We start from the raw sequence: 24738 nt of genomic DNA on the forward strand, positions 1-24738 counted from the left end.
GGGTGCGCATGACCGGACAGCCCGGCAGGACGGGACGCGGCGGGAGCCAGGCGAGCGCCGGCGATCTGCTCGAACTCGTCCGCAGCGGACGCGCCACGACCCGGGGCGCGCTCCAGCAGGTGACGGGCCTGTCCCGGGCCACCGTCGGCCAGCGTCTGGAGCGGCTGTTCCGCGCGGGCTGGCTGCGCGAGGGCGCGGGCGGCCCGGTCGACTCGCCGCTCGGCGGCCGGCCGTCCATCACCCTGGAGTTCGACGACGAGCACGCCGTCGTCCTCGCCGCCGACCTGGACACCCGGCACGCCCGCGCGGCCCTGCTGACCCTGACCGGCGAGATCCTCGCCGAGCGCTCCGGCACGCTGGTCGTCGAGGACGGCCCCGACGTGGTGCTCGGCGCGCTGGGCGGCTGGTTCGCCGAGTTGCTGGAGCGGGCCGGGCACCGGGCGGGGGAGGTGTGCGGCATCGGCCTCGCGGTGCCGGGTCCGGTCGACAGCGAGACCGGCCGCGTGGTCCAGCCGCCGATCATGCCCGGCTGGGACGGCTACGACATAAGGGGCCGCCTCGCCCGCGCCTTCACCGAGCACACCGGCGCGGGCGCCGTCCCGGTCCTGGTCGACAACGACGCCAACCTGATGGCGTACGGCGAGCAGCGCACGGCGTACCCCGACTGCTCGGCGTTCGTGCTGGTGAAGGTCTCCACCGGCATAGGCGCGGGCGTGGTCGTGGACGGCTCGATCTACCGGGGCATCGACGGCGGCGCCGGGGACATCGGCCACATCCGGGTGCCGGAGGGCGCCGAGACGCTGTGCCGCTGCGGCTCCTACGGCTGTCTCGCCGCCGTGGCCAGCGGCGGCGCCGTGGCCCGGCGGCTGGGGGAGGCGGGTGTGCCGGCGGCGTCCGGCTCGGACGTACGGCGGCTGCTCGCGACCGGGCACCCGGAGGCGACGGGGCTCGCGCGGGAGGCGGGGCGCCGGGTCGGCGAGGTGCTGGCGACGGTGGTGACGCTGCTGAACCCGGGCGTCCTGATGATCGCCGGAGATCTGGCCGGAACACCCTTCGTGACAGGCGTGCGGGAACTGCTGTACCAGCGGGCGCTGCCGCGCTCGACGGCCCACCTGGAGGTGGTCACCTCGCGGCTGGGGGAGCGGGCCGGGCTGGTGGGGGCGGGTGCGCTGGTCGTGGAGTACCTGTACGCGCCGGAGCGGGCGGAGGAGCGGCTGCGGGCGCTCGGGGTGTGAATGGGGCGTTTCGCTCCGGATACTCGTCCGCATGGTGAAATCCGAGCCGGTGTGGCAGCGTGATTCTCGCCACCCCTGATCGGGGTAGCGCTCAGATGAGCGGTTGGTGGGCGACTGCACTTCTGGAAGGGGTGGCACTCAGTGCCACCTCTTGATCGTTCAGCGACTGAATAACAGACGTGCCAAAAGCCGCTCATGTGAGCGCCCGCTGATGTCTACGGGCGTTGATGCCTTCAAGAAGTGAACACAAGGTCCGCCGATCGCTTGCCAAGCCTTGACTTTCGATCCGCTGGCGGACGACCGGTTACGGGCGCATGACGCGCAAGTGGACGTACCCATGAGCCTTCGATCTGGGTATGTTCCTCGACGTCAGGGCAGCCACCGCGTCCTCGAGGAGTCGAGACCCGTGTCGGAAAACAAAGATCACCAGGGACCCGCGTCGGGCAACAGCGTTGAGGGCGTGAAGTTCGTTTACGACTTCACCGAGGGCAACAAGGACCTCAAGGACCTCCTCGGCGGCAAGGGCGCGAACCTCGCCGAGATGACGAACCTGGGCCTCCCCGTACCGCCCGGCTTCACCATCACCACGGAGGCCTGCAAGGTCTACCTGGACAGCGGCGAGGAGCCGGCGGCACTGCGTGACGAGGTGAGTGCGCACCTCGACGCGCTGGAGCAGCGCATGGGCAAGAAGCTCGGCCAGGCCGACAACCCCCTGCTGGTCTCGGTCCGCTCCGGCGCCAAGTTCTCCATGCCCGGCATGATGGACACGGTCCTCAACATCGGCCTGTCCGACAAGTCCGTGAAGGGTCTCGCCGAGCAGGCCGGCGACGAGCGCTTCGCCTGGGACTCCTACCGGCGCCTCATCCAGATGTTCGGCAAGACCGTCCTCGGCGTCGACGGCGACCTCTTCGAGGAGGCCCTCGACAAGGCCAAGGAGACCAAGAAGGTCACGGTCGACACCGACCTGGAGGCCGCCGACCTGAAGAAGCTGGTCACCACCTTCAAGAAGATCGTCAAGAAGGAGACCGGCCGGGACTTCCCGCAGGACCCGCGCGAGCAGATGGACCTCGCCATCCGCGCGGTCTTCGACTCCTGGAACGGCGACCGCGCCAAGCTCTACCGCCGCCAGGAGCGCATCCCCGGCGACCTCGGCACCGCGGTCAACGTCTGCTCGATGGTCTTCGGCAACCTCGGCCCCGACTCCGGCACGGGCGTGGCGTTCACGCGCGACCCCGCCAGCGGCCACCAGGGCGTCTACGGCGACTACCTCCAGAACGCGCAGGGCGAGGACGTGGTGGCGGGCATCCGCAACACGGTCCCGCTCGCGGACCTGGAGAAGATCGACAAGAAGTCGTACGACCAGCTCATGCAGATCATGGAGACCCTTGAGAACCACTACAAGGATCTCTGCGACATCGAGTTCACGATCGAGCGCGGCAAGCTGTGGATGCTGCAGACCCGCGTCGGCAAGCGCACGGCGGGCGCGGCCTTCCGCATCGCCACGCAGCTCGTCGACCAGGGCCTGATCGACGAGGCGGAGGCCCTCCAGCGGGTCACCGGCGCCCAGCTCGCCCAGCTGATGTTCCCCCGCTTCGACGAGGACGCGAAGGTCGAGCAGGTCGCGCGCGGCATCGCCGCCTCGCCGGGCGCCGCGGTCGGCAAGGCGGTCTTCGACTCGTACACCGCCGTCAAGTGGTCCCGCTCGGGCGAGAAGGTCATCCTGGTCCGCCGGGAGACCAACCCCGACGACCTCGACGGCATGATCGCGGCCGAGGGCATCCTGACCTCCCGCGGCGGCAAGACCTCCCACGCGGCCGTGGTCGCGCGCGGCATGGGCAAGACCTGTGTCTGCGGCGCGGAGGAGCTGGAGGTCGACACCAAGCGCCGCCGCATGACGGTCCCCGGCGGCCACGTCGTCGAGGAGGGCGACGTCATCTCCATCGACGGCTCCTCCGGCAAGGTGTACCTGGGCGAGGTCCCGGTGGTCCCCTCCCCGGTGGTGGAGTACTTCGAGGGCCGCATGCACCCGGGCGCCGACGACGCCGACGAGCTGGTCGAGGCCGTCCACCGCATGATGGCCTTCGCCGACCGCAAGCGCCGCCTGCGCGTACGCGCCAACGCCGACAACGCCGAGGACGCGCTGCGCGCCCGCCGCTTCGGTGCCCAGGGCATCGGCCTGTGCCGCACGGAGCACATGTTCCTCGGCGACCGGCGTGAGCTGGTGGAGCGCCTGATCCTGGCGGACACGGAGGAGGAGCGCGAGGCGTCCCTCAAGGCCCTGCTCCCCCTCCAGAAGAAGGACTTCGTCGAACTCTTCGAGGCGATGGACGGCCTCCCGGTCACGATCCGCCTCCTGGACCCCCCGCTGCACGAGTTCCTCCCCGACATCACGGAGCTGTCGGTCCGCGTGGCCCTGGCCGAGTCCCGCCAGGAGCCCCACGAGAACGACCTGCGCCTGCTCCAGGCGGTGCACCGGCTGCACGAGCAGAACCCGATGCTGGGCCTGCGCGGCGTCCGCCTCGGCCTGGTCATCCCCGGCCTGTTCACCATGCAGGTCCGCGCGATCGCGGAGGCCGCGGCCGAGCGCAAGGCGGCCAAGGGCGACCCGCGCGCCGAGATCATGATCCCGCTCGTCGGCACGGTGCAGGAGCTGGAGATCGTCCGCGAGGAGGCCGACAAGGTCATCGCGGAGGTCGAGGCGGCGTCCGGCACGCGGCTGAAGCTGGCGATCGGCACGATGATCGAACTCCCGCGGGCGGCGCTCACGGCCGGCCAGATCGCGGAGGCGGCGGAATTCTTCTCCTTCGGCACGAACGACCTGACCCAGACGGTGTGGGGATTCAGCCGTGACGATGTCGAGGCGTCTTTCTTCACCGCCTACCTGGAAAAGGGAATCTTCGGCGTATCGCCTTTCGAGACGATCGACAAGGACGGCGTCGGTTCCCTGGTGAAATCCGCCGCGGAAGCCGGCCGCCGTACGCGCCCCGATCTGAAACTCGGCGTCTGCGGCGAACACGGCGGTGACCCGGAATCCGTCCACTTCTTCCACGCGGTGGGCCTGGACTACGTCTCCTGCTCCCCCTTCCGCATCCCCGTGGCCCGCCTGGAGGCGGGCCGGGCGGCGACGCAGGCGGAGGGCAGCGACCACCGCTGAATTCCGGCCCGGCATTTATCCCCGGGCCGGCCGATAAACCCCGGGTCCGCTGTCTGTCACCCGACCCTCAACCGATCGACAGCGGCCCCGGACAACGAAGAGGGCGGCACCCTTGTGCGGGGGTGCCGCCCTTTCGGTTTTGCCTTTGGTTACCGGGGGGTTGGCTTGTTTTGGGGACGTTTCTGCAGGGGTGGGGGTCACCTGATGGGATGGCTGCAGCCGACTGATCGTTTCTCCTGGTGATCCTGCCGCTACGGTGCGTGCTCGACGGTGGTCGACGGGGCTACCGACGATTGAGAGGGCATGCATGAAGAAGGCACTGGTCGGGGCTGCGGCTGCTGGGCTGCTGCTGACGGCGTCGGGTACCGCGCTGGCCGCCTGGGCAGGAACGATCCCGAAACTGCACTCCCCAGGTGTCCAGTTCACGAACGGCACGTACAAGTTCAATCCGCCCAGCACCAACCACGGTGCCTTCGAGTGGCAAGGGCGGCTCGTCGACGCTGATGCGAACGACGGCCACAACGTCTACATGCTGGTCCGTATCGAGGCCCACGACTGGGTCCGCTACTACGGAAAGCAGAAGCGTGCGGTGGATATGCACCACTCCAATTGGGATGGGGCGCAGATGTATACCCACAAGGTGAAGCTCAAGGCATGTCGGGACCGGGGATCGCTGCACCCGGACAACTGCTCGCGGGTTCAGGGGTACACCAACCCCCGCGACCCCGGCAACTGAATCCCACCGCTCGCACTTCCCAGGGGAACAAGATCAATACGTCAGAAGTGCTGTCTGCGGAGGGCGTCGAACTGTTCTACGGCGAGACGCCCGCCGTCAGGCATGCGGAACTGCTGCTGCGCCGCGGTGAGGTCGCAGCGATCACCGGGCAGAGCGGCTCCGGTAAGTCCTCCTTGCTCTACTGCCTGGCGGGCGTGGTGCCCGTCGCCGACGGTGAGGTCCGTTTCGAGGGCCGCGTCCTCGGGCGCATGGACGACGAAGACCTCTGCACACTCCGCCGTGAGCGGTTCGGGTTCGTCTTCCAGTACGGCGAGTTGCTTCCGGAGCTGACCATCGAGGAGAACGCGGCTCTGCCGCTGCGCCTTCTCGGCCAGCGCAAGGGGCCGGCGCTGGCTGCCGCAGCTGAGGTCCTGGGCCGGCTCGGTCTCGGCAAGCTGCGCCGCCGTCGACCGTCGCAGCTTTCCGGAGGTCAGTGTCAACGGGTCGCTGTGGCGCGTGCCTTGGTCCACCAACCGGCCGTCGTGTTCGCGGACGAACCGACCGGCTCGCTCGACAGCACCAACGCTGCCGCCGTACTCAACGAGTTCCTGACGCTGGCGCGGTCCATGGGGACGGCCGTGGTGCTCGTCACCCACGACGAACAGGTGGCCGCCCAGGCGGACAGCCTCTACACGATGCGCGACGGAGTGCTCGTCCCCAGGGCTCGGGAGGCGACATGAAGGAGTTCCTTCTGGGGCTGCGCCTGCTGCTGGGGAGCGGCAGGGGCAATCGGGCGCGCTTTCTGCTCATGGTGATGGGCAGTGCAGTCGGTGTCTGCTGTCTGGCGGTCGTCCTCGCGATCCCGGGGCTTCTGGCGGCCCAGGATGCTCGTAAGGCGGCGCGTGAGCCTGACTGCTCGAACGGCCTCGGCGAGTGCACCGCCGAGCACGGAGCCGGGCTCGCGCTGACCAGGCTGGATCCGTACGGTGCGGACCCCCTCACACGGATCTTTGTCGCCCGGGGCGGCAAGCCCATTGCCCCTCCGCCTGGCCTGCGGGCCCTGCCCTTTCCCGGCGAGGTGGTCGTCTCACCACGTCTCCATGACGCACTTCGGCATGACCCCGGCCTGGCCAAGATGCTTCCCGGCCGGGAGGCGGGCATCATCGCCGCCCGTGGACTGGCTCACCCCGACGAGTTGTACGCCTACATCGGTGTCCGTCGAGACCAGATCAAGGGCGGTGGCCATCTCACCGCCTTCGGGGGCAGGCATACGGACTTCCCCACCGTGGAATCCTCCACGCTGGACATCTTGCGTTTCACCCTGTCGGGAATCGTCCTCCTGCCTCTCGCGGTCTATCTCTCGGTGTGCGCCAGGCTGTCCGCAGCCGCACGTGTCAGGCGGCTGGCCGCGCTGCGGCTGCTCGGACTGAGCAGACGGGGCCTGCAACGTGTCAATGCCGCGGAGACGGTCGTTGCAGCGTTCCTGGGGGCAGTCCTGGGGCTCGGTGGGTACTGGGTCGTCAACCAGCTCGTGTCCCGGATCGGCCTGCCAGGCTTCGACTGGTATCCGTCCGACGGGTCGCTTCCTTTCAGGGCCGTCGTTGTCTGTCTTCTCGGTTGCCCGGTGCTGGCCTGGTTCGTGAGCCGGTTCGGAGCAAAGAGGGCGGCGGACAATCCGCTGGCGGTGCGACGCAGTGCGGAGGTGAAGGCGCCCGCACTGTGGGGTTTGGTGCCACTGATCCCGGGGCTGGGCATCATCGTTGGCTACTGCGCGGTCGGAGCTGCCGGCCATGCGCCGAGCGACACCAAGCTCTCTTCCGTCCTCATGCCCGTCGCCGTCGTGCTGGTCGGTGCCGGGCTCGTGCTGACGTTGCCCGCCCTGTCGCGCGCCCTCGCCAGGAAGATCGCCGCAACCACCGGTTCGCTTACCCTCGGCATCGCCATGCGCCGCAACGAGGTGGAGCCCAGCGGAACTCTCCGCGTGGCCACCGGACTAGTGCTCCTCGTCTACGCCGCTTCGCTCACCCAGGGCGTCCTCATCGAACTGGACCAGGTGTCGAAGAACACCGCCCCGGTCCAGGCGTACAGCATCCAGCTTTCGGAGCTGACCGACGACAAACGACGAGCAGTCGGTGAAGTTCCCGGTGTCCGCACTCATATGGTCGAGGCCACGTCCTGGTCGGACAGCGATGCACCTGGTCCATTCCCTGCCATCCAGGCGGTCATCGCCACCTGCGGCCAACTGCGGGGCATGGCCTCGGTGCTGAAGGGGTGCGTGGAAGGCCGCCCGGCCCGGCTGATGGTTCCCGGCGACACCTACGACGACGCCAGCCGCCCGGGCGCCCGATTTCCGTTCCGCCTCGTCGACGATGACGGACGGCACAGGACCCTGACGGTCCAGGTGCCTCAGCAGACGGTCCACTACCAGGACGACGCCGTCACCCACACCGTCAGCAGCGGCACGGTGCTCATCCCGCCGTCCCTCCTCCCCGAAGGATTCCGCCCTGATTACGGGAGTCTGACGCTGCTCAGCGACTCGGCACCCCAGGTTGTGCGTTCGGTTCTCCAGGGCATCGCGGCCGTCGACCCCACCCTAGAAGTGGAGACTGAGGGCGTGGACATCGCCGCACTGCGACAGATCAGCGTCATCAAAACACTGCTCGGCGTCGGCATGGTCCTCGGCCTCGTCATCGGTGTCGCCGCCTATCTCGTCGCCGCCACCGACCGGGCCATGGAACGGAAGTCGCAGGTCACCGCTTTGTCCCTGCTCGGGGCCAGGCGGCGCACCCTCCGGGCCGTGCAAGTTGCTCAAGTGGTGTTGCCTCTTGTCGTCGGGCTGTTGCTTGCCGTCGTCACCGGTAAGGCCGCCGAGTCCAGTTATCTCGTCACCGGGGGCGGGAGCGTCTTCTGGGACGGGGACGGGGTGCCCTTGTTGTTGGCCAGTGCTGTGGGGGCCGTTGTCGTGGCCGCGCTCGGGGCCCTGCCGTTGATCGGGCGGCGGATCGATCCCGAGTTGATCCGGCGGGACTGAGGCGCGGCGCTACTCGCAGGCCACCCCGTCGCCGTCCCGGTCCAGTTGGCGGCTGTAGCCGGGGTCGCCCGCGTAGAGCGGGGTGGCGCCGGCGGCGCGGGCCTCCGAGCAGTTGGCGTAGGAGACCGAACCCCCGCTGCCGCCGCCGGTGGTGCCCGAGTACGAGTCGTCCGCCGCCGCGTCCGCCGTCACCGTCGTCGTGACCCGCACCGTCTCCGTGGCCGTCACCGTCGTCGCCGGTGCCGGCTTCGCCGACGCGGTCGCCGTCTGCGTCGCGGTGGTGGTCGCGGTCGTCGTCACCGTGACCGTCGGACGCGGGGACGCCGCCGCCGGCTTGGCGTCGTCCGTCGTCTTGCCGGCGCCGGAGCCGTCGTCGGAGGCGCCGATGCCCACCCCGAGGAAGAGGGTGACGGCCAGGGCCGGCAGGACGTAGCGCTTTCGCGCCCAGCGAGGGGTGGGGGTAGGGACCGGCGTGGTGTATGGGTTTGTCATGGTGGAGGTTCCCCCTTTGTGTGGTGCTTGAAGGGTGAACCTGAACCTAGACGGCCGGCTCCAGCCTTGTGCCGGTGTGATGGTTCTGTGATGAAGCTGACCATGCGTCAGGGCCCGGTCGGTGTCGTGCGTCAGTCCGACCGGGCCCCTGCGTGCTCGCTCAGGCGGTGCGTACCTCGTACGCCGTCACCCGTACCGCCTCGTCGTCCAGGCACTGCCCGGACGCCAGGTCGAAGCGCTGCTTGAGCAGCGGGCTGGCGACGAAGGGGCGGCCCTGGTGGGTGCCGGTCAGGCCGCGGGAGAGGACCGCCGCGCCCGTGAAGGGGTCACGGTTGTCGATGGCGTACAGCTCGCCCGCACGGTCGCGGAACAGGGCGACCTGGCGGCCGTCCGGCAGCAGGGCGGCCACGCCCCGGCCGGGGAGCAGATGGCTCAGGTCGCAGACCGTGAACCAGTCGTCGTCCAGGCGCAGCTGGACCTTCAGGTCGGTCGTCTCGAGTGCCAGGGTCATCGCTGGGCGCTTCCTTCCAGGACTTCTTCGGCAGGCCGCAGGCCGATGGTCAGCAGCGGCAGGTCGGGCTTGATCTGGTCGCGCTCGGGGACGAAGCCCACGACCGGGTCGGGGGTGTCGGGGGCGTTGATGAAGGACACGAAGCGGGCGAGCTTCTCGGGGTCGTTGATGGTCTCGGCCCACTCGTCGCGGTAGTGCGCGACGTGGGCCTGCATCAGCTGCTCCAGCTCGTCGCAGATGCCGAGGGAGTCGTGGACCACCACGTCCCGTACGTGGTCCAGGCCGCCCGGGATCCGCTCCAGCCAGGTCGAGGTGCGCTCCAGGCGGTCGGCCGTGCGGATGTAGAACATCAGGAAGCGGTCGATCAGGCGGATCAGTTCGGCGTCCGAGAGGTCCTGGGCCAGGAGATCGGCGTGACGGGGAGTCGCGCCGCCGTTGCCGCCGACGTACAGGTTCCAGCCGTTCGCCGTGGCGATGACGCCGAAGTCCTTCGACTGGGCCTCGGCGCACTCGCGCTGGCAGCCGGAGACCGCCGACTTCAGCTTGTGCGGGGAGCGCAGCCCCCGGTAGCGCAGCTCCAGGTCGATCGCCATGCGGACGGAGTCCTGCACGCCGTAGCGGCACCAGGTGGAGCCCACGCAGGACTTCACCGTGCGCAGCGCCTTGCCGTACGCGTGGCCGGACTCGAAGCCGGCGTCCACCAGGCGCGCCCAGATCAGCGGGAGTTGCTCGACGCGGGCGCCGAACATGTCGATGCGCTGGCCGCCGGTGATCTTCGTGTAGAGCCCGAAGTCGCGGGCGATCTCGCCGATCACGATCAGCTTCTCCGGGGTGATCTCACCGCCGGGGATGCGCGGGACGACGGAGTACGAGCCGTTCTTCTGCAGGTTGGCCAGGAAGTGGTCGTTGGTCTCCTGCAGGGCGGCCTGCTCGCCGTCGAGGACGTAGCCGCTCGCGCCGATCGCCGGGGCGAGGGAGGCGATGATCGAGGCGACGGCCGGCTTGCAGACGTCGCAGCCGTCGGTGCCGCGGGCGCTCTCGCGGCCGTAGCGGTCCAGCAGGTCCTGGTAGGAGTTGATGCGCAGGGCGAGGACGATCTCGTACAGCTCCTCGCGGGTCTGCGAGAAGCAGGCGCACAGGCCCTTGTCGACCTCCATGCCGGACGCCTCCAGCTCCGCGGTGACCAGCTGGCCCAGCACCTTCACGCAACTGCCGCAGCCGGTACCGGCCTTGGTGCACTTCTTCACCTCGGGCACGGTGGTGCACTGGTGGTCGGTCACCGCGCCGCGGATCGTGCCCTTGCTGACGTTGTGGCAGGAGCAGATGATCGCGTCGTCCGGCAGCGCGGACGGGCCGAGCTGGGCCGGGGCCCCCGCGCCGGCGGGCAGCACCAGCGCCTCCGGGGAGATCGGCGGGACCGAGCCGGTCAGCGCGCGCAGCGTGCCGTACGCCTCCGCGTCGCCGACCAGGATGCCGCCGAGCAGCGTGCCGTCTCGGCCGATGACCAGCTTCTTGTACAGGCCGGCACGGGAGTCGGAGTAGACGACGTCCAGGCAGTCCTCGGTGGTGCCGTGCGCGTCACCGAAGGACGCCACGTCCACGCCGAGCAGCTTCAGCTTCGTCGACAGGTCGGCGCCGGTGAAGGACGCCTCGTCGGCGGCGATGGTCGCGGCGGCCGTCGCGGCCTGCTCATAGCCGGGGGCGACCAGGCCGTACACCCGGCCGTCCGCGGCGAGCGCGCACTCGCCGATCGCGAAGACGTGCGGGTCGGTGACGGTGCGGCACTGCTCGTCGACCGCGATGCCGCCGCGCTCGCCGACCGCCAGGCCGCAGTCGCGGGCGAGCTGGTCGCGGGGGCGGACACCGGCGCTGAACACCACCATGCCGGCGCTCAGTTCGCTGCCGTCGGACAGCTTCATGCCGGTGACGGCGCCGTCCTCGCCGACCACGATCTCCTGCGTGCCCACCCCGGTGTGCACGCTCAGGCCCATGTCCTCGATGGTGCGCAGCAGCGCGGCGCCGCCGCCCTCGTCGACCTGCACCGGCATCAGCCGCGGCGCGAACTCCACGATGTGCGTCTCGATGCCGAGGCCCTTGAGCGCGCCGGCCGCCTCCAGGCCGAGCAGACCGCCGCCGACGACCGCGCCGACCTCGACCTTCTTGGCGTACTCCTCGATCGCGAGGAGGTCCTCGATCGTGCGGTACACGAAGCAGCCGTCGGCGTCCTTGTTCGGCACGGGCGGCACGAACGGGTAGGAGCCGGTGGCGAGGACGAGGGTGTCGTACGTGAAGACCTGCCCGGAGCGGGCCGTGACCGTCCTCGCCTCCCGGTCGACGCTCTCGGCCGGGTCGCCGACGTACAGCTCGATGCCGTGGTCCTTGATGAACTCCCTGTCCGTCAGGGACAGGTCCTCCGGGGTCTTGCCGGAGAAGTACGAGGTGAGCTGGACGCGGTCGTAGGCGGGACGCGGCTCCTCGCACAGCACGACCACGCGGTGCGTGGCGGTCAGGCCGCGCTCGGCGAGCGCTTCGAGGAAGCGCTGGCCGACCATGCCGTGGCCGACGAGCACGATCGTGGGGGTGGCCCCCAGGGTGGCGGTCATTCAGGAGCCTCCATCGTTGGTGAGCAGGTGGAGCAGAGGGCCGCCGTCGGAGGGGAGCGGCTCTGCTCCCTCCCAGGCGCGGGCGAGCGCGCCGACGGTGCCGAGTTCGCCGACGAGGACCCCGCCGACCAGGCGGTCGTCGCGGACGACGACCTTGCGGTAGGTGCCGCGGGTGTGGTCGGTGAGCTGCACGACGTCGTCGCCCGGCTGCGGGACGGTCTCGCCGAACGCGGCGAGGTCCAGGGAGTCCTGCCCGGTCAGCGTGAGCCGGGTCAGGGCGCGGGTGCCGGCGTAACGGGCGGAGGTGTTCCCCGCCAGCAGATCGGCGAGCACGTCGGCCTGTTCCAGCGCGGGTGCCGCCAGGCCGTAGACCGTGCCGTCGTGCTGGGCGCAGTCGCCGATGGCCCGGATGTGCGGGTCGGAGGTGCGCAGCTCGTCGTCGACGAGGACGCCCTTGTGCACGGCGAGCCCCGCCTCCTTGGCGAGACCGGCCCGCGGGTGCACCCCGCAGGCCAGCACGACGAGGTCGGCGTCGAGGGCGTAGCCGTCGGCCATCTCGACCGAGCGGACCGCGCCGCCGACGCAGCGCACGTCCCGTACCCGGCACTCGGTGTGGACCTCGACGCCGAGGTCGGTCAGGTGCCGCTTGACCAGCCGCGAGGCGCTCGGGTCCAGCTGACGCTCCATCAGCCGCTCGGACTGCTGGGCGAGCACGACCTGGGCGCCGCGCTGGGCGAGCGCGCGGGCGGCGGACACCCCGAGCAGTCCGCCGCCGATCACCACGGCCTTGGTGCCGGGCCGTACGGCCTTCGACAGGCCCAGGCAGTCGTCCATCGTGCGGAACGCGTGCACGCCCTCGGGCAGCACGTGGTCCGGCGTGAACAGGCCGCGCAGCGGCGGCAGGACCGGGTTGGAGCCGGTGGCCAGGACCAGCGTGCCGTAGGCGATCCGTGAACCGTCGGCGCAGCTCACGGTCCGCTCCACGCGGTCGATCCCGGTCACCCGGGCCCGGGTCAGCGCGGCCGGCGCGGGGAGGGCGATCACGTCCGGGCTGTAGCGTCCGGCCAGCACCTCGGCGAGCAGGACCCGGTTGTACGGCCGGTGCTCCTCCTCGCCGACGAGCAGCGCGGGCACGCCCAGCTCACCGAGTCGCCTGGCGAGCCGGACGCCCGCGAGGCCGGCGCCGATCACCACCACACGCGTATTCGAGGTCATGTCCAGGAGCCTGCGGTGCGGGTGTTTCCCGGTGGCATCGCATCTGTTTCCCGTGAGGAACGCTGCCCTCAGCGGGGTCGACAGGGGGGTGTGAGGGTTCGGGACGGGTGGCGGGAGGTGTCTGTGAGGTGGGGCGGCCCCCGGTGCGGGGTGGGGTTACCCGAACCCTTGGGATCCGTGGCGGCACCATCGTGTACGACGGGCGGGGCCGGGAGGCTGGGGGAACAGCCCACTTCCGACCAGGGGGAACAGCCATGGCCACCACTCACCTGTCCCGTCCCGCGAACGCCGCCCTCCTCGCCGTACGGCGGATCGTGCGGGAGCCGTTCACGGCCGCCGCGTGGCGGCGCACCGCCTACGCCGTCCTGGCCCTGCCGGCGGGCTTCGTCCCGGTGGGCCGGTGGCAGCGCGCGCTGCTGCGGAGGCTGCTCGGCGTCCGGGTGCCGGCCGGCGGCCGGGGCCGGCCGCTGCTGCACACGCTGGCCGCCACCCCGTTCAACCTGGTCGTCGCCGCCGTCACCCTGTACGGCTGGTCGCTGGTGCCGATGAACCTGGGCTGGCCGCTGCGCGTGGGCGACGACTACGCGTCCGCGTGGGGCGGGCCCACCTTCGCCGGGGCGTGGGCGTTCCACGCGGTGGTCGGGGGGCTCGGGTTCCTGCTGCTGATGCCGTGGCTGGTGCGGGGGATGACCGCCGTGCAGGCCCGGCTGGCGACCCGTGTCCTCGGCCGGGGCGGCAACCGGACCGGCGGGGGCCGGGCCTGACCGACGACGCACCCCCTAGGTTGACCGTCATGAGCCGCTCAGAGGCCCTGCCCGGCCGTCACCTCACCGCGCTGCCCGCCCTGCGCTCCCTCGCCGCCGCCCCCTTCGGCCGCCGGGCCCTCGCCGCCCTCCTCTACGCCCTCCTCGCCCTCCCGCTCGCCCTCGCCGGTTTCCTGCTGACGCTGGCCGGGCTGGCGGTGGGCGGTGTGCTGTCCGTGACCACGCTGGGCCTGTGGCTGCTGGCGGGGACGGTCCGCGGCGCTCAGGCGCTGGGCGCGGTGCAGCGGGCCCTGGCCCGGCGGCTGCTCGGCGTGGAGATCGACGCGCCGGTGCCGCCGCGAGCCCAGGGCCTCCTCGGCCGGCGGCGCGCGGCGCTCGCCGACCGGGCGGCCTGGCGGGCGGCCGGCTGCGCCCTGCTGACCCCGTTCACCGCCGTCCTCGGGTACGTCGCCGTCGTCCTCGGATACGTCTACGGCGTCCTGCTCACCCTCCACCCCCTGCTCGCCCCCGTGAACTACCGCACGGTCCACGAGCCCGACGGCACCACCCGGCACGTCTCCCTGGAGTTCTTCGGCCACCAGGTCGACACCTGGCCCCGCTGGCTGCTCCCGGTCGCCCTCGGCCTGCTGCTGCTCGCCGTCGCGCCCCACCTCGTCCGGCACGCGCTCACCCCGCACCGGGCCCTGCTGGCCGCGCTGCTCGGGCCGAGCGCCGCCGAGCGCCGTATCCGCGCGCTGGAGGAGACCCGGGCGCACGCCGTCGAGGACGCCGCCGCCACCCTGCGCCGGATCGAACGCGATCTGCACGACGGCACCCAGGCCCGTCTCGTCGGCCTCGCCATGCACCTCACCCTCATCCGCGAACTGGTCGGCGCCGGGGCCGAGCGCGAGCGCGTCCTGGCCGCCGTGGACACCGCGCGGGGCAACGCCACCCAGGCCATCGCCGACCTGCGCCACCTGGTCAAGGGCATCCACCCGCCCGTCCTCGACGAGGGGCTCCCCGCCGCCCTGGCCACCCTCACCGCCGACAGCGCGCTGCCCGCCACCCTCACCACCGACCTCCCGGCCCGCCCGAGCCCGGCCGTGGAGTCCATCGCCTACTTCTGCGCCGCCGAACTGCTCGCCAACGCGGTCAAGCACAGCGGCGCCGGGTCCGTCGGCATCTCGGTCACCGCCCGCGAGGGGCGGCTGCGGCTGACCGTCGCCGACGACGGCCACGGCGGCGCGGTGATCGGCGGCGGCTCCGGGCTCACCGGCCTGCTGGCCCGGATCCGCACCGTCGACGGCACACTGAGCTGCGACAGCCCGCCCGGAGGACCTACGGTGATCACCGTCGAACTGCCCACCACCTGACGTCGGGAGCCGTATGCGGGTCGTCATCGCCGAGGACTCGGCCATCCTGCGCGACGGGCTGGTCCAGCTGCTCCAGCTGCGGGAGGTGGAGGTGGCCGCGGCCGTCGCGGACGCCGACGCGCTGCTCGCCGCCGTCGCCGAGCACGCGCCCGACGTGGCCGTGGTCGACATCCGGCTGCCGCCCACCCAGACCGACGAGGGCGTCCGGGCGGCGGTCCGGCTGCGGGAGGACCACCCACGGACCGGAGTGCTCCTCTTCTCCCAGTACGTCGAGACGACCCACGCCTCCCGGCTGCTCGGGAACCCGGCCGGGTTCGGCTACCTGCTGAAGGAACGGGTCGTCGACATCGGGGAGTTCGTGGGCGCGCTGGAGCGGATCGCGGCCGGCGGCACCGCGCTCGACCCCGAGGTGGTCGCCCAGCTGTTCGGGGCGAGCCGGCGCCGCAGCGCGCTGGACGGGCTCACGCCCCGGGAGCGGGAGGTGCTGGCGCTGATGGCGGAGGGCCGCACCAACCACGCGATCGCGTCGGCGTTCACCGTCTCCGAACGCGCGGTGGAGAAACACATCGCCAACATCTTCACCAAGCTCGACCTGCCGCCCTCGGAGACCGGCCACCGGCGGGTGCTGGCGGTGCTGCGGTATCTGGAGAGCACCTAGGGACGCATCATGCCCGGCCCTCTTACCGGACCGGCAGTGCGGGCAGTGGGTGGGCGTTCTGGCGGACCAGCAGCTCCACCATCCCCGCCGTGTCCTCCTCCGCATGCCCGTCCGCCGCCCGGCGGCGCAGCAGGTCCAGGTACGGCAGCAGCAGCTCCGGGCTCACGCCCTGTTCCTGCGCCGTGCGCAAGAAGGCGGGGACGCCCGCCGCCTGCATGCCCACGCTGGAGAGGACGTTCTTCGTGTAGTCGCCGCTCTCCAGCCGCTCGGCGGTCGCGTGGGCCGCCGGGGCCATCGCGCCGAGCCACGACACCAGCCGCGGGGCGAGGTCGCGCGGGGCGACGTCCGTGCCGCGCAGCAGGGCGAAGGCGTGCAGGAGCCCGGCGAACATGCCGTTCATGGCGCTGAGCAGCGCCACGTCGTGCAGCGCGGCCAGACCGGGGTCTGTACCGACGTACTCGGTGCCGGCCACCGTGGCCAGCGCCGGCCGGTGCTCGTCGAACAGCTCGGCCGAGCCGCTGTAGAAGACGTACGCGCCGCTGTCCGGGTGACCGATCATCGGCGGTACGGCCATGATGCCGCCGTCGAGGAAACGGGCGCCGCGCGCGGTCGCCCAGCCGGCTCGGGAGCGCGCGTCACCCGGGGTGCCGGTGGTGAGGTTCACGAGGTCGCGGCCGGTCAGGTCGGCCCCGTCCAGTGCCGCGCCGACCGAGGGGTCGTCCAGCAGGCAGACGACGACGAGCCGGTTCGCCGAGACGGCGTCCGCGGCGCTCGGGGCGATCACCGCGCCGTCGGCGGCGAGCGGTTCGGCGCGGGAGGGGGTGCGGTTCCAGACGGTCACGGCGTGGCCGGCGGCCAGCCAGGCGCGGGCGAGGGCGGTGCCCATGGCGCCGGTGCCGAGGACGGTGAGCGGGGAAGGAGTGGTGGCGGTCATGGCGTTCACCCTCGTGGAGGGCGGATCACCTGCTCAAGTACGTACTTTCGAGTGGGTGGTTACCGCGACGGAAGCATCCAGGTGAGGGAGTGGGGCATGCCGATCGGGCGACGGGCAGGGGCGTACGTCTGCGGGATCGACGCGGCGATGGACGTCATCGGCGGGAAGTGGAAGGGGCTGATCCTGTGGGAGCTGGCGGCGCGGCCGTACCGGTTCGGTGAGCTGCGGCGCGCGGTGCCGGGCGTCACGGAGAAGGTGCTCGCCTCGCACCTGCGGGAGCTGGAGGCCGACGGCATCGTGCACCGCGAGGAGTACGACGCCGTGCCCCCGCACGTCGAGTACTCCCTCACCCCGCTCGGCGAGGACCTGAACCGGGCGCTCGCCCCGCTCGGGGAGTGGGGGCGGGTGAACCTGCTGGGCGGGGGGTCAGCGCCGGGCGCCGGTGAGGTGGGCGAAGACGACGACGTTGCCCTGGTAGCCGGTTGACCGGGAGTAGCCGCCGCCGCAGGTGATGACGCGCAACTCGGGGCGGTCGGCGGCGCCGTAGACCTTCTCGTCGGGGAAGTCCCGCGCCTCGTAGACCTCCACCGCGTCCACGGTGAACACGGCCGTGCCGCCGTCGCGCCGGTCGACCTCGATCGCGGCGCCCTTCTTCAGCGCGCCGAGGGAGTAGAACACGGCGGGGCCGTCGGCGTTGTCGACGTGCCCGGCGACGATCGCGGTGCCGCGCTCGCCGGGCGTGGTGCCGGCCTCGTACCAGCCGGCGAGGTTCTTCTTCTCCGCGGGCGGCACGTCGAGGCTGCCGGTGGGGGTGAGGCCGAGGCCGGTCAGGGGGGCGTTCACGCGGATCGCCGGGATGCGGATGCGGTCGGGCGGGGAGGGCGGCAGCGCGGGCGCCGACCGGCCGGTCCCGCCGGCGCCGCCCGTGCCGCCGGAGCGGTCCGTACGGGCCTCGGCGGGCGAGGGCTGCGGCGGGGCGTGCGTGTCCGTGGCGTTGTGCAGGAGCCAGGCGCCGGCGCACAGGGCGGTGAGCGTGACGGCCGCTATCGCGGTGTTGCCGGCCCGACCGGCACGACCGGCGAGACCGGCCCGACCGGCGAGACCGGCCCGCCCTGCCTGCGCGGCCCGCCCTACCCGCCCGGCCCGGCCCGCGCCACGCGTCCCGCGGGGTGCGCCCGCGCCGTGGCTGCGGCCGTTCTTCCCTGTCCCGCGCATGCGAACCCCTTCCCAGGCGGTGGTACCCCGTGCCCCCCTCCGGGCCGCGAGGGGCGTCGGACCCGGAGGGGGAGGGGACATGCGGTACCGGCGGACGGACAGCGGAGGGTGTCCGTCAGATCCCGTCGCCTCTCGCCCGGCGATGCAGGAGCCAGGTACCGCCCGCGGCGGCGACGGCGAGAGCCGCCACACCGGCCGCGGTCTGCACGGGGTCGGGGCCCAGAGCGCCGCCGACCCCCGTCTTCACACTTCCGCGCGGATAGATCTGCGCGCGGGTCGCCGAGGAGAGCGCCACGACCAGGTCGCCGTGCACCTCCCGGTCACCGTCGGCGCAGTCCGCGATGATCTCGTACGTCCCCGGCTGCGCGCTCGGCGGCACCCGGAACCGCCCGGCCGCCTCGCCCCCGCTTCCGGTCGGCGCCAGCGTGAACCGGCCGGCGCCGACCGCGCCGGCGTCGCCCGTGGCCGAGCCGCCGTCGCCGCAGGCCTCCGTGGTCACCGTGACGTCGGTGCCCGGCACGACGGTGGAGGGGGACACCTCCAGACCGCCGGTGTCCGCGCCGTACGCGGGCGCCGCGAGGCCGGCCGCGGCGGTGACGGCGAGCGCGGTACCGGTCAGCAGACGGACGGTACGTCGCATGGTGCTGCTCCCCAGAGTTCCTCGGTCTTGCCCCTGTCCCTACCGAGGTAAGTGGCAGCACGCCCCGACCGCTTGCTGAGGAACCGTCAGAAATGGGGTGAACGGGTGGCGACACACCCCCGCGGGACCGTGTTTGGGCAGGTCAGCGCCGCTGGCCAAGAGCACCGGGGAAGAGCACCCGAAGGGCGCAAGACGGCCGGTGAACGGGTGATCCCTCTACGCTCGGGCCGAGGGCGCGTCGGAAGGGGAGCTGTCGTGGCGTCGATCGAGGAGGCCGTCTGCTGGAGCGGTCCGGCGGTCTTCGTGCTCTGCACGCTGGGCCGGGCCGAAGCGCGCCTGGCCAAGGGCGCGTTCGACGTGTCCGGGATGCGGCCCGACCGGGTCGAGGTCTTCCGGCTCGCGTCGGACTGCTGGGCGCCGGGAGTCGTCGTGTGGGAGTACGACCTCGGCTTCGACGACGCCGGCCAGGGTTTCGTCCCGTACCTGACGCAGTGCCTGCGGACGGCGTCCCTCGGCGCGGAGGGCATCGCGTGGCTGGCCTTCGAGGGCACTTTCCACTTCGACCACCTCTTCACGGAGGACGTGGCCGAGCACATCTACGGCTACTGCGTGCCGGGAGGTGAGCCGCGGGTCACCTGGGACCACGACGTGCTGAAGGGCGAGGGGTGGAGGCGTGCCGTCGCAGAGGTGCGGGCGGTTCTGGAGGACGCCTTCCCGGCGGCCGGGCCGCAGTGAGGCAGGCGCAGTGAGGCAGGCCACGCAGTGAGGCCGGCCGCCCCGGTCGGTCGGGGCCGGGGCGGCCGGTCGTTCGGGCGGGCTCAGCCCACGTTCACCGCGCTCCAGGCCGCCGCGACCGCGTTGTACTCGGTGCTGCCGGTGCCGTAGAGGTCCTTCGCGGCGTTGAGGGTGGCCGTGCGGGCGGCCGCGTAGTTGGTGCCCGACGTCATGTAGACCGTCAGGGCGCGGTACCAGATCCGGCCGACCTTGTCCCGGCCGATGCCCGTGACCGTGGAGCCGTTGGCGGTCGGGGAGTCGTAGGCGACGCCGTTGATGGTCTTCGGGCCGCTGCCCTCGGCGAGCAGGTAGGCGAAGTGGTTGGCGACGCCGGAGGAGTAGTGGACGTCCAGGTTGCCGACCGTGCTGCTCCAGTAGTCGGCGGACTTGCCGTCCTTGGAGGGCTTGTCCATGAAGCGCAGGGCGGCCTTGCCGAAGCCGGGCTTCACGATCTTCTCGCCGATGAGGTAGTCCCCGGCGTCGGAAGCGCTGTTGGCGTACCACTCGACCATCGTGCCGAGGATGTCGGAGGTGGCCTCGTTCAGGCCGCCGGACTCGCCGGAGTACGTCAGCGCCGCCGTCTTCGACGTCACGCCGTGGGACATCTCGTGCCCGGCGACGTCGAGCGCGACCAGCGGGCCGAACGTCGTGCCGTCACCGTCGCCGTACGTCATGCAGAAGCAACTGTCGTCCCAGAAGGCGTTGTTGTAGTTGCTGCCGTAGTGCACGCGGTTGTACGAGCCCTTGCCGTCCCCGGCGATGCCGTTGCGGCCATGGACGTTCTTGTAGTAGTCCCAGGTCACGTTCGTGCCGTACTGCGCGTCGACGGCGGCGCTCGCCCGGTCGGACGTGGTGCCCGTGCCCCAGTGGTTGTCCGCGTCGGTGAAGACCGTCGAGGGGGCCCGGCTGAAGCAGATCCCGAGGAAGCACAGGTCCGTCTTGTTCGCCGCGTCGCCGGTGTAGGTGTTGCCCCGGGTCGGGTCCTTCAGCTGGTACGACGAGCCCGACAGGGTCGTCTCCAGCGGCACCGTGCCGCTGTACAGGGACGCGCCGTCGCCCGACGCCGACTCCAGGCTGTCCCAGGCGTCGATCTGCGCGCCGGACGCGGCGTCGGTGAGGACCGTGCGGGCCACCGGGTTGCCCTGCTCGTCCTGGGCGACGGCGTTGGTGCGCCAGGCCAGCCTCGGCGTGCCGTGCAGGGCGTCGACGATCAGCTCCGGCTTGGCGGTCAGCCTGCGCAGGGTCTCGCCGAGGTTCACCGCGCGCAGCGCGTTCGTCGCGAGGTCGGCGGCCCTCGGGGCGGAGACGGCCGGCGTGGTGGTCGCCAGGGAGATCGCGGCGCGGGTGGCGCGGGAGGCGCTGCGGTAGCTGCCGTCGGGCGCCAGGTGGACGACGAAGTCGCCGCCCAGGACGGGGAGTCGGTGGTAGGTGCGGTCGTAGCGGACGTGCTGGGTGCCGTCCGGGTCGACGATCACGTCCCGGACCTTCGTCTCCTGGCCGGCCGTCAGGCCGAGGGCACTCGCCCGGTCCTTCAGGACGTCCGTGGCGTTCTCGACCGCGGTGGCCCGGGTCGGTCTGTCGGCCGCGCCGGCGGTGGGGGAGAGCGCGGCGGCCAGCAGGGTGGCGGCGGTGGCCGCCACACCGGCGGTGGCGAGGCGGCGGGGGGTGCGGGAGGCGCGGGCCTGGTGGGGGGCGGAGGCGTGCGGCCGTATCCGAGTCATCGGTCTCCTCGGGGGAGGCGCCCTGGGGTGGGCGCGTGGGGGCGGCGCTGAGGTTGACTCAGATTTAAGAGGCCATGACATGTCATGTCCATAGCGCAAACGAGGAGGTGTGTGAGGGGCCAGAATCGGTTCTGTGAGACTCCCGTTCTTCGTCTACGGCACCCTGCGCCCCGGCGAGCCCAACCACGACGCCTTCCTGCGCGGCCGCACCCGCGCCGAGGAACCCGCCCTGCTCCGGGGCGCGGTGCTGTACGACGGCCCCGGCTACCCCTACGCCGTCGAGGAACCCGGCGGAACCGTCCGCGGCGAGCTGGTCACCGCCGTACCGGAGGCGTACGACGAACTCCTCACCGCGCTGGACCGGTTGGAGGAGTGCACGCCCGGCGGCGATCCGCGCGACCTGTACGCGCGCGTGCGCCGCGATGTCGTCCGCGCCGGCGACGGCACGCCCGTACCGGCCTGGGTGTACGTCGCCGCCCCCGCCGTCGCGGCCCGGCTGCGGGCGCACGGCAAGCTGATCGAGGGCGGGGACTGGGCCGCCCGCGGATGACCCCGCCGGGCCGGTTCCCTACTGCTGCGCCCGCACCGTCTCCACCCGCACCGCGCACACCTTGAACTCCGGCATCCGCGACGTCGGGTCCAGCGCCGGGTTGGTCAGGGTGTTGGCACGGCCCTCGCCCGGCCAGTGGAACGGCATGAACACCGTGTCGGGGCGGATCGCCGTGGTGATGCGGGCCGGCGCCACCGCGCGGCCCCGCCGGGACTGAACCGCCAGCAGGTCGCCCTCCGCCGCGCCCAGCCGGGCCGCGAGCCTCGGGTGCAGCTCGACGAAGGGGCCCGGCGCGGCCTTGTTCAGCTCGGCCACCCGGCGGGTCTGGGCGCCCGACTGGTACTGCGAGACCACCCGGCCCGTCGTCAGCAGCACCGGGTAGTCGTCGTCCGGCTCCTCGGCGGACGGGCGGTGCGCGACCGGGACGAAACGAGCCCGGCCGTCGGGGGTGGCGAAGCGGTCGAGGAAGAGACGGGGGGTGCCCGGGTGCGGCGCGGGGATCTCCTCTGCGAGGGCCTCGGAAGGCAGCGCGGATTCCTCCCGCGCGGGATCGTCGGAGGGCAGCGCGGCGTCCTCCCGCGCCGGGTCGTCGTCCGGCAGCACGGCGTCCAGCGCCGCGTCCTCGCCGTCGTACTCCCCGGCCGGAGCGGTCCCCTCCTCGCCCGCTCCAGGGTCCGGCGCCGGACACGGCCAGAACACCCCGTTCTCCTCCGCGAGCCGCCGGTACGTGATCCCGGAGTAGTCCGCCGCCCCGCCCGCGCTCGCCCGGCGCAGCTCCTCGAAGACCTCCTCGGCGTCGGTCGGGAAGCCCTTCTCCACGCCGAGGCGCGCCGCCAGCTCGTGCAGCACGTACAGGTCGCTGCGCACGCCCTCCGGCGGGGTGATCGCCTGCCGGCGCAGCAGCACCCGGCCCTCCAGGTTGGTCGTGGTGCCCGTCTCCTCCGCCCACTGCGTCACCGGCAGCACCACGTCCGCCAGCTCCGCCGTCTCCGACAGGACCACGTCGCACACCGCCAGGAAGTCCAGCGACCGCAGCCGCTCCTCGATGTGCGCGGCGCGCGGCGCCGACACCACCGGGTTGGACCCCATCAGCAGCAGCGCCTTCACGTCCCGGCCCAGCGCGTCCAGCAGCTCGTACGCGCTGCGCCCCGGCCCCGGCAGCGCATCCGGGTCGACGCCCCACACCTCGGCCACGTGCCGCCGCGCCTCGGGGTCGTCCAGCTTGCGGTAGCCGGGCAGCTGGTCGGCCTTCTGGCCGTGCTCGCGCCCACCCTGCCCGTTGCCCTGCCCGGTCAGGCAGCCGTACCCGGACAGCGGGCGGCCCGCCCGGCCGGTCGCCAGGCACAGGTTGATCCACGCGCCGACCGTGTCGGTGCCCTTGGCCTGCTGCTCGGGGCCGCGCGCGGTCAGCACCATCGCGGCCTCCGGCTCGCAGAACAGGCGCACCGCCTCCCGCAGCTCGGGAACGGACACCCCCGTGATCCGCTCCACGTACTCCGGCCAGTGCGCCATCGCCGCCGCCCGCGCCTCCTCCCAGCCGGACGTGCGCTCCTCGACGTAGGCCTGGTCGACCCGCCCCTCGGCCACCACCAGGTGCAGCATGCCGAGCGCGAGCGCGAGGTCGGTACCGGGGCGCGGGGCCAGGTGCAGGTCGGCCTGCTCGGCCGTCTTCGTGCGGCGCGGGTCGATGACGATCAGCGTGCCGCCGTTCTCGCGCAGCTCGGTGAAGTAGCGCAGCGACGGCGGCATCGTCTCGGCCGGGTTGGAGCCGACGAGGATCACACACCCCGTCCGCGGGATGTCCTTTAGCGGGAACGGCAGCCCCCGGTCCAGCCCGAACGCCTTCACCCCGGCCGCCGCCGCGGACGACATGCAGAACCGCCCGTTGTAGTCGATCTGCGAGGTGCCGAGCACCACCCGCGCGAACTTGCCCAGCGAGTACGCCTTCTCGTTGGTCAGCCCGCCGCCGCCGAACACACCCAGCGCGTCCGGACCGTGCTCCTCGCGCACCGACCCCAGCGCCCCGGCGATCCGGTCCAGCGCCTCCGGCCAGGTCGCGGGCACCAGCCGGCCCCCGGTGCGCACCAGCGGCGAGGTCAGGCGGACGCCCGACGACAGGACCTCCGGCGCGGTGCGGCCCTTCCCGCACAGCGCGCCCCGGTTCACCGGGAAGTCCGCGCGCTCCGTCAGCACCACCGTCCCGGCGGGGCCGTCGGCGGCGGGCGTCAGGTTCATCCCGCACTGCAGGGCGCAGTACGGGCAGTGCGTGGGCGTCGCGGTGTTCTGCATGCCCTTCAGCGTGCTTCGGCCGTGTTACGTGCCAGGACGGCCCCTGTTACGCGGCCGGGACACTGACCTCCCCGGCCCGCCGGCACCACGGTGAGGAGCCGGTCACCCGCCTGCCCCGCAGGTCACCCGGCCTCCGCGAGCGCCCGTTCCACCCCGGGCTCGTGCGGCCCGAGGAAGCGCGGGTCCGGCCGGAACAGGGCGTCCAGCGCCGCCTTGCCCGCCGCGAACACCTCCCGCGTGCCGCCGTAGTACCAGGTGGTGTCGTGCGTCTCGTCGACGCCCACGCCGTACGACGCGACACCCGCCGCCTCGCACAGCGCCACCGCCCGCCGGATGTGGAAGCCCTGGCTGATCAGCACCGCCCGGTCCACGCCGAAGATCTTCTTCGCCCGCACACAGGAGTCCCAGGTGTCGAAGCCCGCGTAGTCGCTCACGATCCGCCGGTCCGGCACACCGTGCCGGGTCAGATACGCCCGCATCGCGTCCGGCTCGTCGTAGTCCTCCCGGCTGTTGTCACCGGTCACCAGCACCACCTCGACCCGGCCCGCCCGGTACAGCGCGGCCGCCGCGTCCAGCCGGTGCGCGAGATACGGCGACGGCTCGCCCTGCCACAGACCCGCGCCGAAGACGACCGCCACCGCGGTGCGCGGCACGTCGGCGACGGTGCGCAGCCGGTCCCCGGTGGACAGCCGCAGCCAGGTCGCCGGCAGCAGCGCCAGCACGCACACCCCCATCACCGCCCGCACCAGCCGGCGCCGGCCGGCCCGGGTACGCGGCAGACGCGGTCGCCGTATCCTCACGCGGCCCCCTCCTCGAACGGTCCCGAACGTTCAGGACGCGCACGGAGAAGATCCGGTTCGCTCACACCGGCCGGAGCCCCGCCGT

At 72.3% G+C, this 24738-nt stretch carries 21 protein-coding genes; 11 read left to right on the plus strand and 10 right to left on the minus strand.

The window, feature by feature from the left end:
• Positions 1–8 precede the first annotated feature (8 nt).
• The 5 genes from IE308_RS21890 to IE308_RS21910 all read left to right on the plus strand — a co-directional run bounded on the left by IE308_RS21890 (position 9) and on the right by IE308_RS21910 (position 8135).
• On the plus strand, positions 9–1235 hold the full coding sequence (locus IE308_RS21890) for an ROK family protein (protein ID WP_190219224.1): 1227 nt from the start codon (positions 9–11) through the stop codon (positions 1233–1235).
• Between the two features lie 406 nt (positions 1236–1641).
• Positions 1642–4389 carry a pyruvate, phosphate dikinase gene (gene ppdK / locus IE308_RS21895; protein ID WP_373314551.1) on the plus strand — a complete coding sequence of 916 codons (2748 nt, stop codon included), beginning with the start codon at positions 1642–1644 and terminating at the stop codon, positions 4387–4389.
• Between the two features lie 307 nt (positions 4390–4696).
• Positions 4697–5125: a hypothetical protein gene (locus IE308_RS21900; protein ID WP_190219226.1), complete on the plus strand. Its 429-nt coding sequence runs from the start codon at positions 4697–4699 to the stop codon at positions 5123–5125.
• 47 nt (positions 5126–5172) lie between these two features.
• A complete protein-coding gene (locus IE308_RS21905; RefSeq protein WP_229908987.1) occupies positions 5173–5844 on the plus strand; it encodes an ABC transporter ATP-binding protein in 672 nt (223 codons plus the stop codon).
• Entirely contained in the window at positions 5841–8135 is a 2295-nt protein-coding gene (locus IE308_RS21910) for an FtsX-like permease family protein (protein ID WP_190219228.1), read from the plus strand. The genes IE308_RS21905 and IE308_RS21910 overlap by 4 nt, the downstream gene beginning before the upstream one ends.
• A 9-nt stretch (positions 8136–8144) precedes the next feature.
• Here IE308_RS21910 and IE308_RS21915 read toward each other — a convergent pair whose 3' ends face one another.
• From IE308_RS21915 to IE308_RS21930, 4 genes are all read right to left on the minus strand, one after another.
• Positions 8145–8627, minus strand: coding sequence for an excalibur calcium-binding domain-containing protein (locus tag IE308_RS21915; protein WP_190219229.1), 483 nt, complete (start codon positions 8625–8627; stop codon positions 8145–8147).
• A 160-nt stretch (positions 8628–8787) separates the two neighbouring features.
• Positions 8788–9138 (minus strand): nitrite reductase small subunit NirD, encoded by a 351-nt coding sequence (nirD, locus tag IE308_RS21920; protein ID WP_110628030.1) that lies wholly within the window; start codon positions 9136–9138, stop codon positions 8788–8790.
• A complete protein-coding gene (gene nirB / locus IE308_RS21925; RefSeq protein ID WP_190219230.1) occupies positions 9135–11741 on the minus strand; it encodes a nitrite reductase large subunit NirB in 2607 nt (868 codons plus the stop codon). The genes nirD and nirB overlap by 4 nt, the downstream gene beginning before the upstream one ends.
• A complete protein-coding gene (locus IE308_RS21930; protein ID WP_190219231.1) occupies positions 11742–12956 on the minus strand; it encodes an NAD(P)/FAD-dependent oxidoreductase in 1215 nt (404 codons plus the stop codon). It lies immediately after the preceding gene.
• 254 nt (positions 12957–13210) lie between these two features.
• Here IE308_RS21930 and IE308_RS21935 point away from each other — a divergent pair, with 254 nt between their 5' ends.
• The 3 genes from IE308_RS21935 to IE308_RS21945 are packed head-to-tail and all read left to right on the plus strand — an operon-like array spanning position 13211 to position 15730.
• Complete coding sequence (locus tag IE308_RS21935) at positions 13211–13720, plus strand: hypothetical protein (RefSeq protein ID WP_190219232.1); 510 nt, start codon at positions 13211–13213, stop codon at positions 13718–13720.
• A 29-nt stretch (positions 13721–13749) separates the two neighbouring features.
• The gene (locus IE308_RS21940; RefSeq protein ID WP_229908988.1) at positions 13750–15072 is read left to right on the plus strand and encodes a sensor histidine kinase; all 1323 of its coding nucleotides are present in this window, start codon (positions 13750–13752) and stop codon (positions 15070–15072) included.
• A gap of 13 nt (positions 15073–15085) precedes the next feature.
• A complete protein-coding gene (locus tag IE308_RS21945) occupies positions 15086–15730 on the plus strand; it encodes a LuxR C-terminal-related transcriptional regulator (protein ID WP_190219233.1) in 645 nt (214 codons plus the stop codon).
• 22 nt (positions 15731–15752) lie between these two features.
• On the opposite strand, the gene IE308_RS21950 is transcribed toward IE308_RS21945, so the two are convergent.
• Complete coding sequence (locus IE308_RS21950) at positions 15753–16664, minus strand: NAD(P)-dependent oxidoreductase (RefSeq protein WP_190219234.1); 912 nt, start codon at positions 16662–16664, stop codon at positions 15753–15755.
• 96 nt (positions 16665–16760) lie between these two features.
• On the opposite strand from IE308_RS21950, the gene IE308_RS21955 reads away from it, so the two are divergent.
• Positions 16761–17150 (plus strand): winged helix-turn-helix transcriptional regulator, encoded by a 390-nt coding sequence (locus IE308_RS21955; protein ID WP_190219235.1) that lies wholly within the window; start codon positions 16761–16763, stop codon positions 17148–17150.
• Here IE308_RS21955 and IE308_RS21960 read toward each other — a convergent pair.
• The gene (locus IE308_RS21960; protein WP_190219236.1) at positions 17091–17879 is read right to left on the minus strand and encodes a class F sortase; all 789 of its coding nucleotides are present in this window, start codon (positions 17877–17879) and stop codon (positions 17091–17093) included. The genes IE308_RS21955 and IE308_RS21960 overlap by 60 nt on opposite strands.
• A gap of 115 nt (positions 17880–17994) precedes the next feature.
• On the minus strand, positions 17995–18519 hold the full coding sequence (locus tag IE308_RS21965; RefSeq protein WP_190219237.1) for a GVDTG sorting domain-containing protein: 525 nt from the start codon (positions 18517–18519) through the stop codon (positions 17995–17997).
• A gap of 255 nt (positions 18520–18774) precedes the next feature.
• Between IE308_RS21965 and IE308_RS21970 the strand changes: the two genes are divergently transcribed.
• Positions 18775–19254, plus strand: a complete 480-nt coding sequence (locus IE308_RS21970; RefSeq protein WP_190219238.1) for a hypothetical protein — start codon at positions 18775–18777, stop codon at positions 19252–19254.
• A gap of 83 nt (positions 19255–19337) precedes the next feature.
• On the opposite strand, the gene IE308_RS21975 is transcribed toward IE308_RS21970, so the two are convergent.
• Positions 19338–21014 (minus strand): M4 family metallopeptidase, encoded by a 1677-nt coding sequence (locus IE308_RS21975; RefSeq protein WP_190219239.1) that lies wholly within the window; start codon positions 21012–21014, stop codon positions 19338–19340.
• A 133-nt stretch (positions 21015–21147) separates the two neighbouring features.
• Between IE308_RS21975 and IE308_RS21980 the strand changes: the two genes are divergently transcribed.
• Positions 21148–21564 carry a gamma-glutamylcyclotransferase family protein gene (locus tag IE308_RS21980; protein WP_190219240.1) on the plus strand — a complete coding sequence of 139 codons (417 nt, stop codon included), beginning with the start codon at positions 21148–21150 and terminating at the stop codon, positions 21562–21564.
• Between the two features lie 18 nt (positions 21565–21582).
• On the opposite strand, the gene IE308_RS21985 is transcribed toward IE308_RS21980, so the two are convergent.
• Both IE308_RS21985 and IE308_RS21990 read right to left on the minus strand, forming a co-directional pair.
• Positions 21583–23853 carry a molybdopterin oxidoreductase family protein gene (locus tag IE308_RS21985; RefSeq protein ID WP_190219241.1) on the minus strand — a complete coding sequence of 757 codons (2271 nt, stop codon included), beginning with the start codon at positions 23851–23853 and terminating at the stop codon, positions 21583–21585.
• A 122-nt stretch (positions 23854–23975) separates the two neighbouring features.
• On the minus strand, positions 23976–24647 hold the full coding sequence (locus IE308_RS21990; RefSeq protein ID WP_190219398.1) for a SanA/YdcF family protein: 672 nt from the start codon (positions 24645–24647) through the stop codon (positions 23976–23978).
• Between the last annotated feature and the right edge of the window lie 91 nt (positions 24648–24738).

The sequence above is a fragment of the Streptomyces griseosporeus genome (assembly GCF_014656055.1).
GTDB classification, from domain to species: domain Bacteria; phylum Actinomycetota; class Actinomycetes; order Streptomycetales; family Streptomycetaceae; genus Streptomyces; species Streptomyces griseosporeus.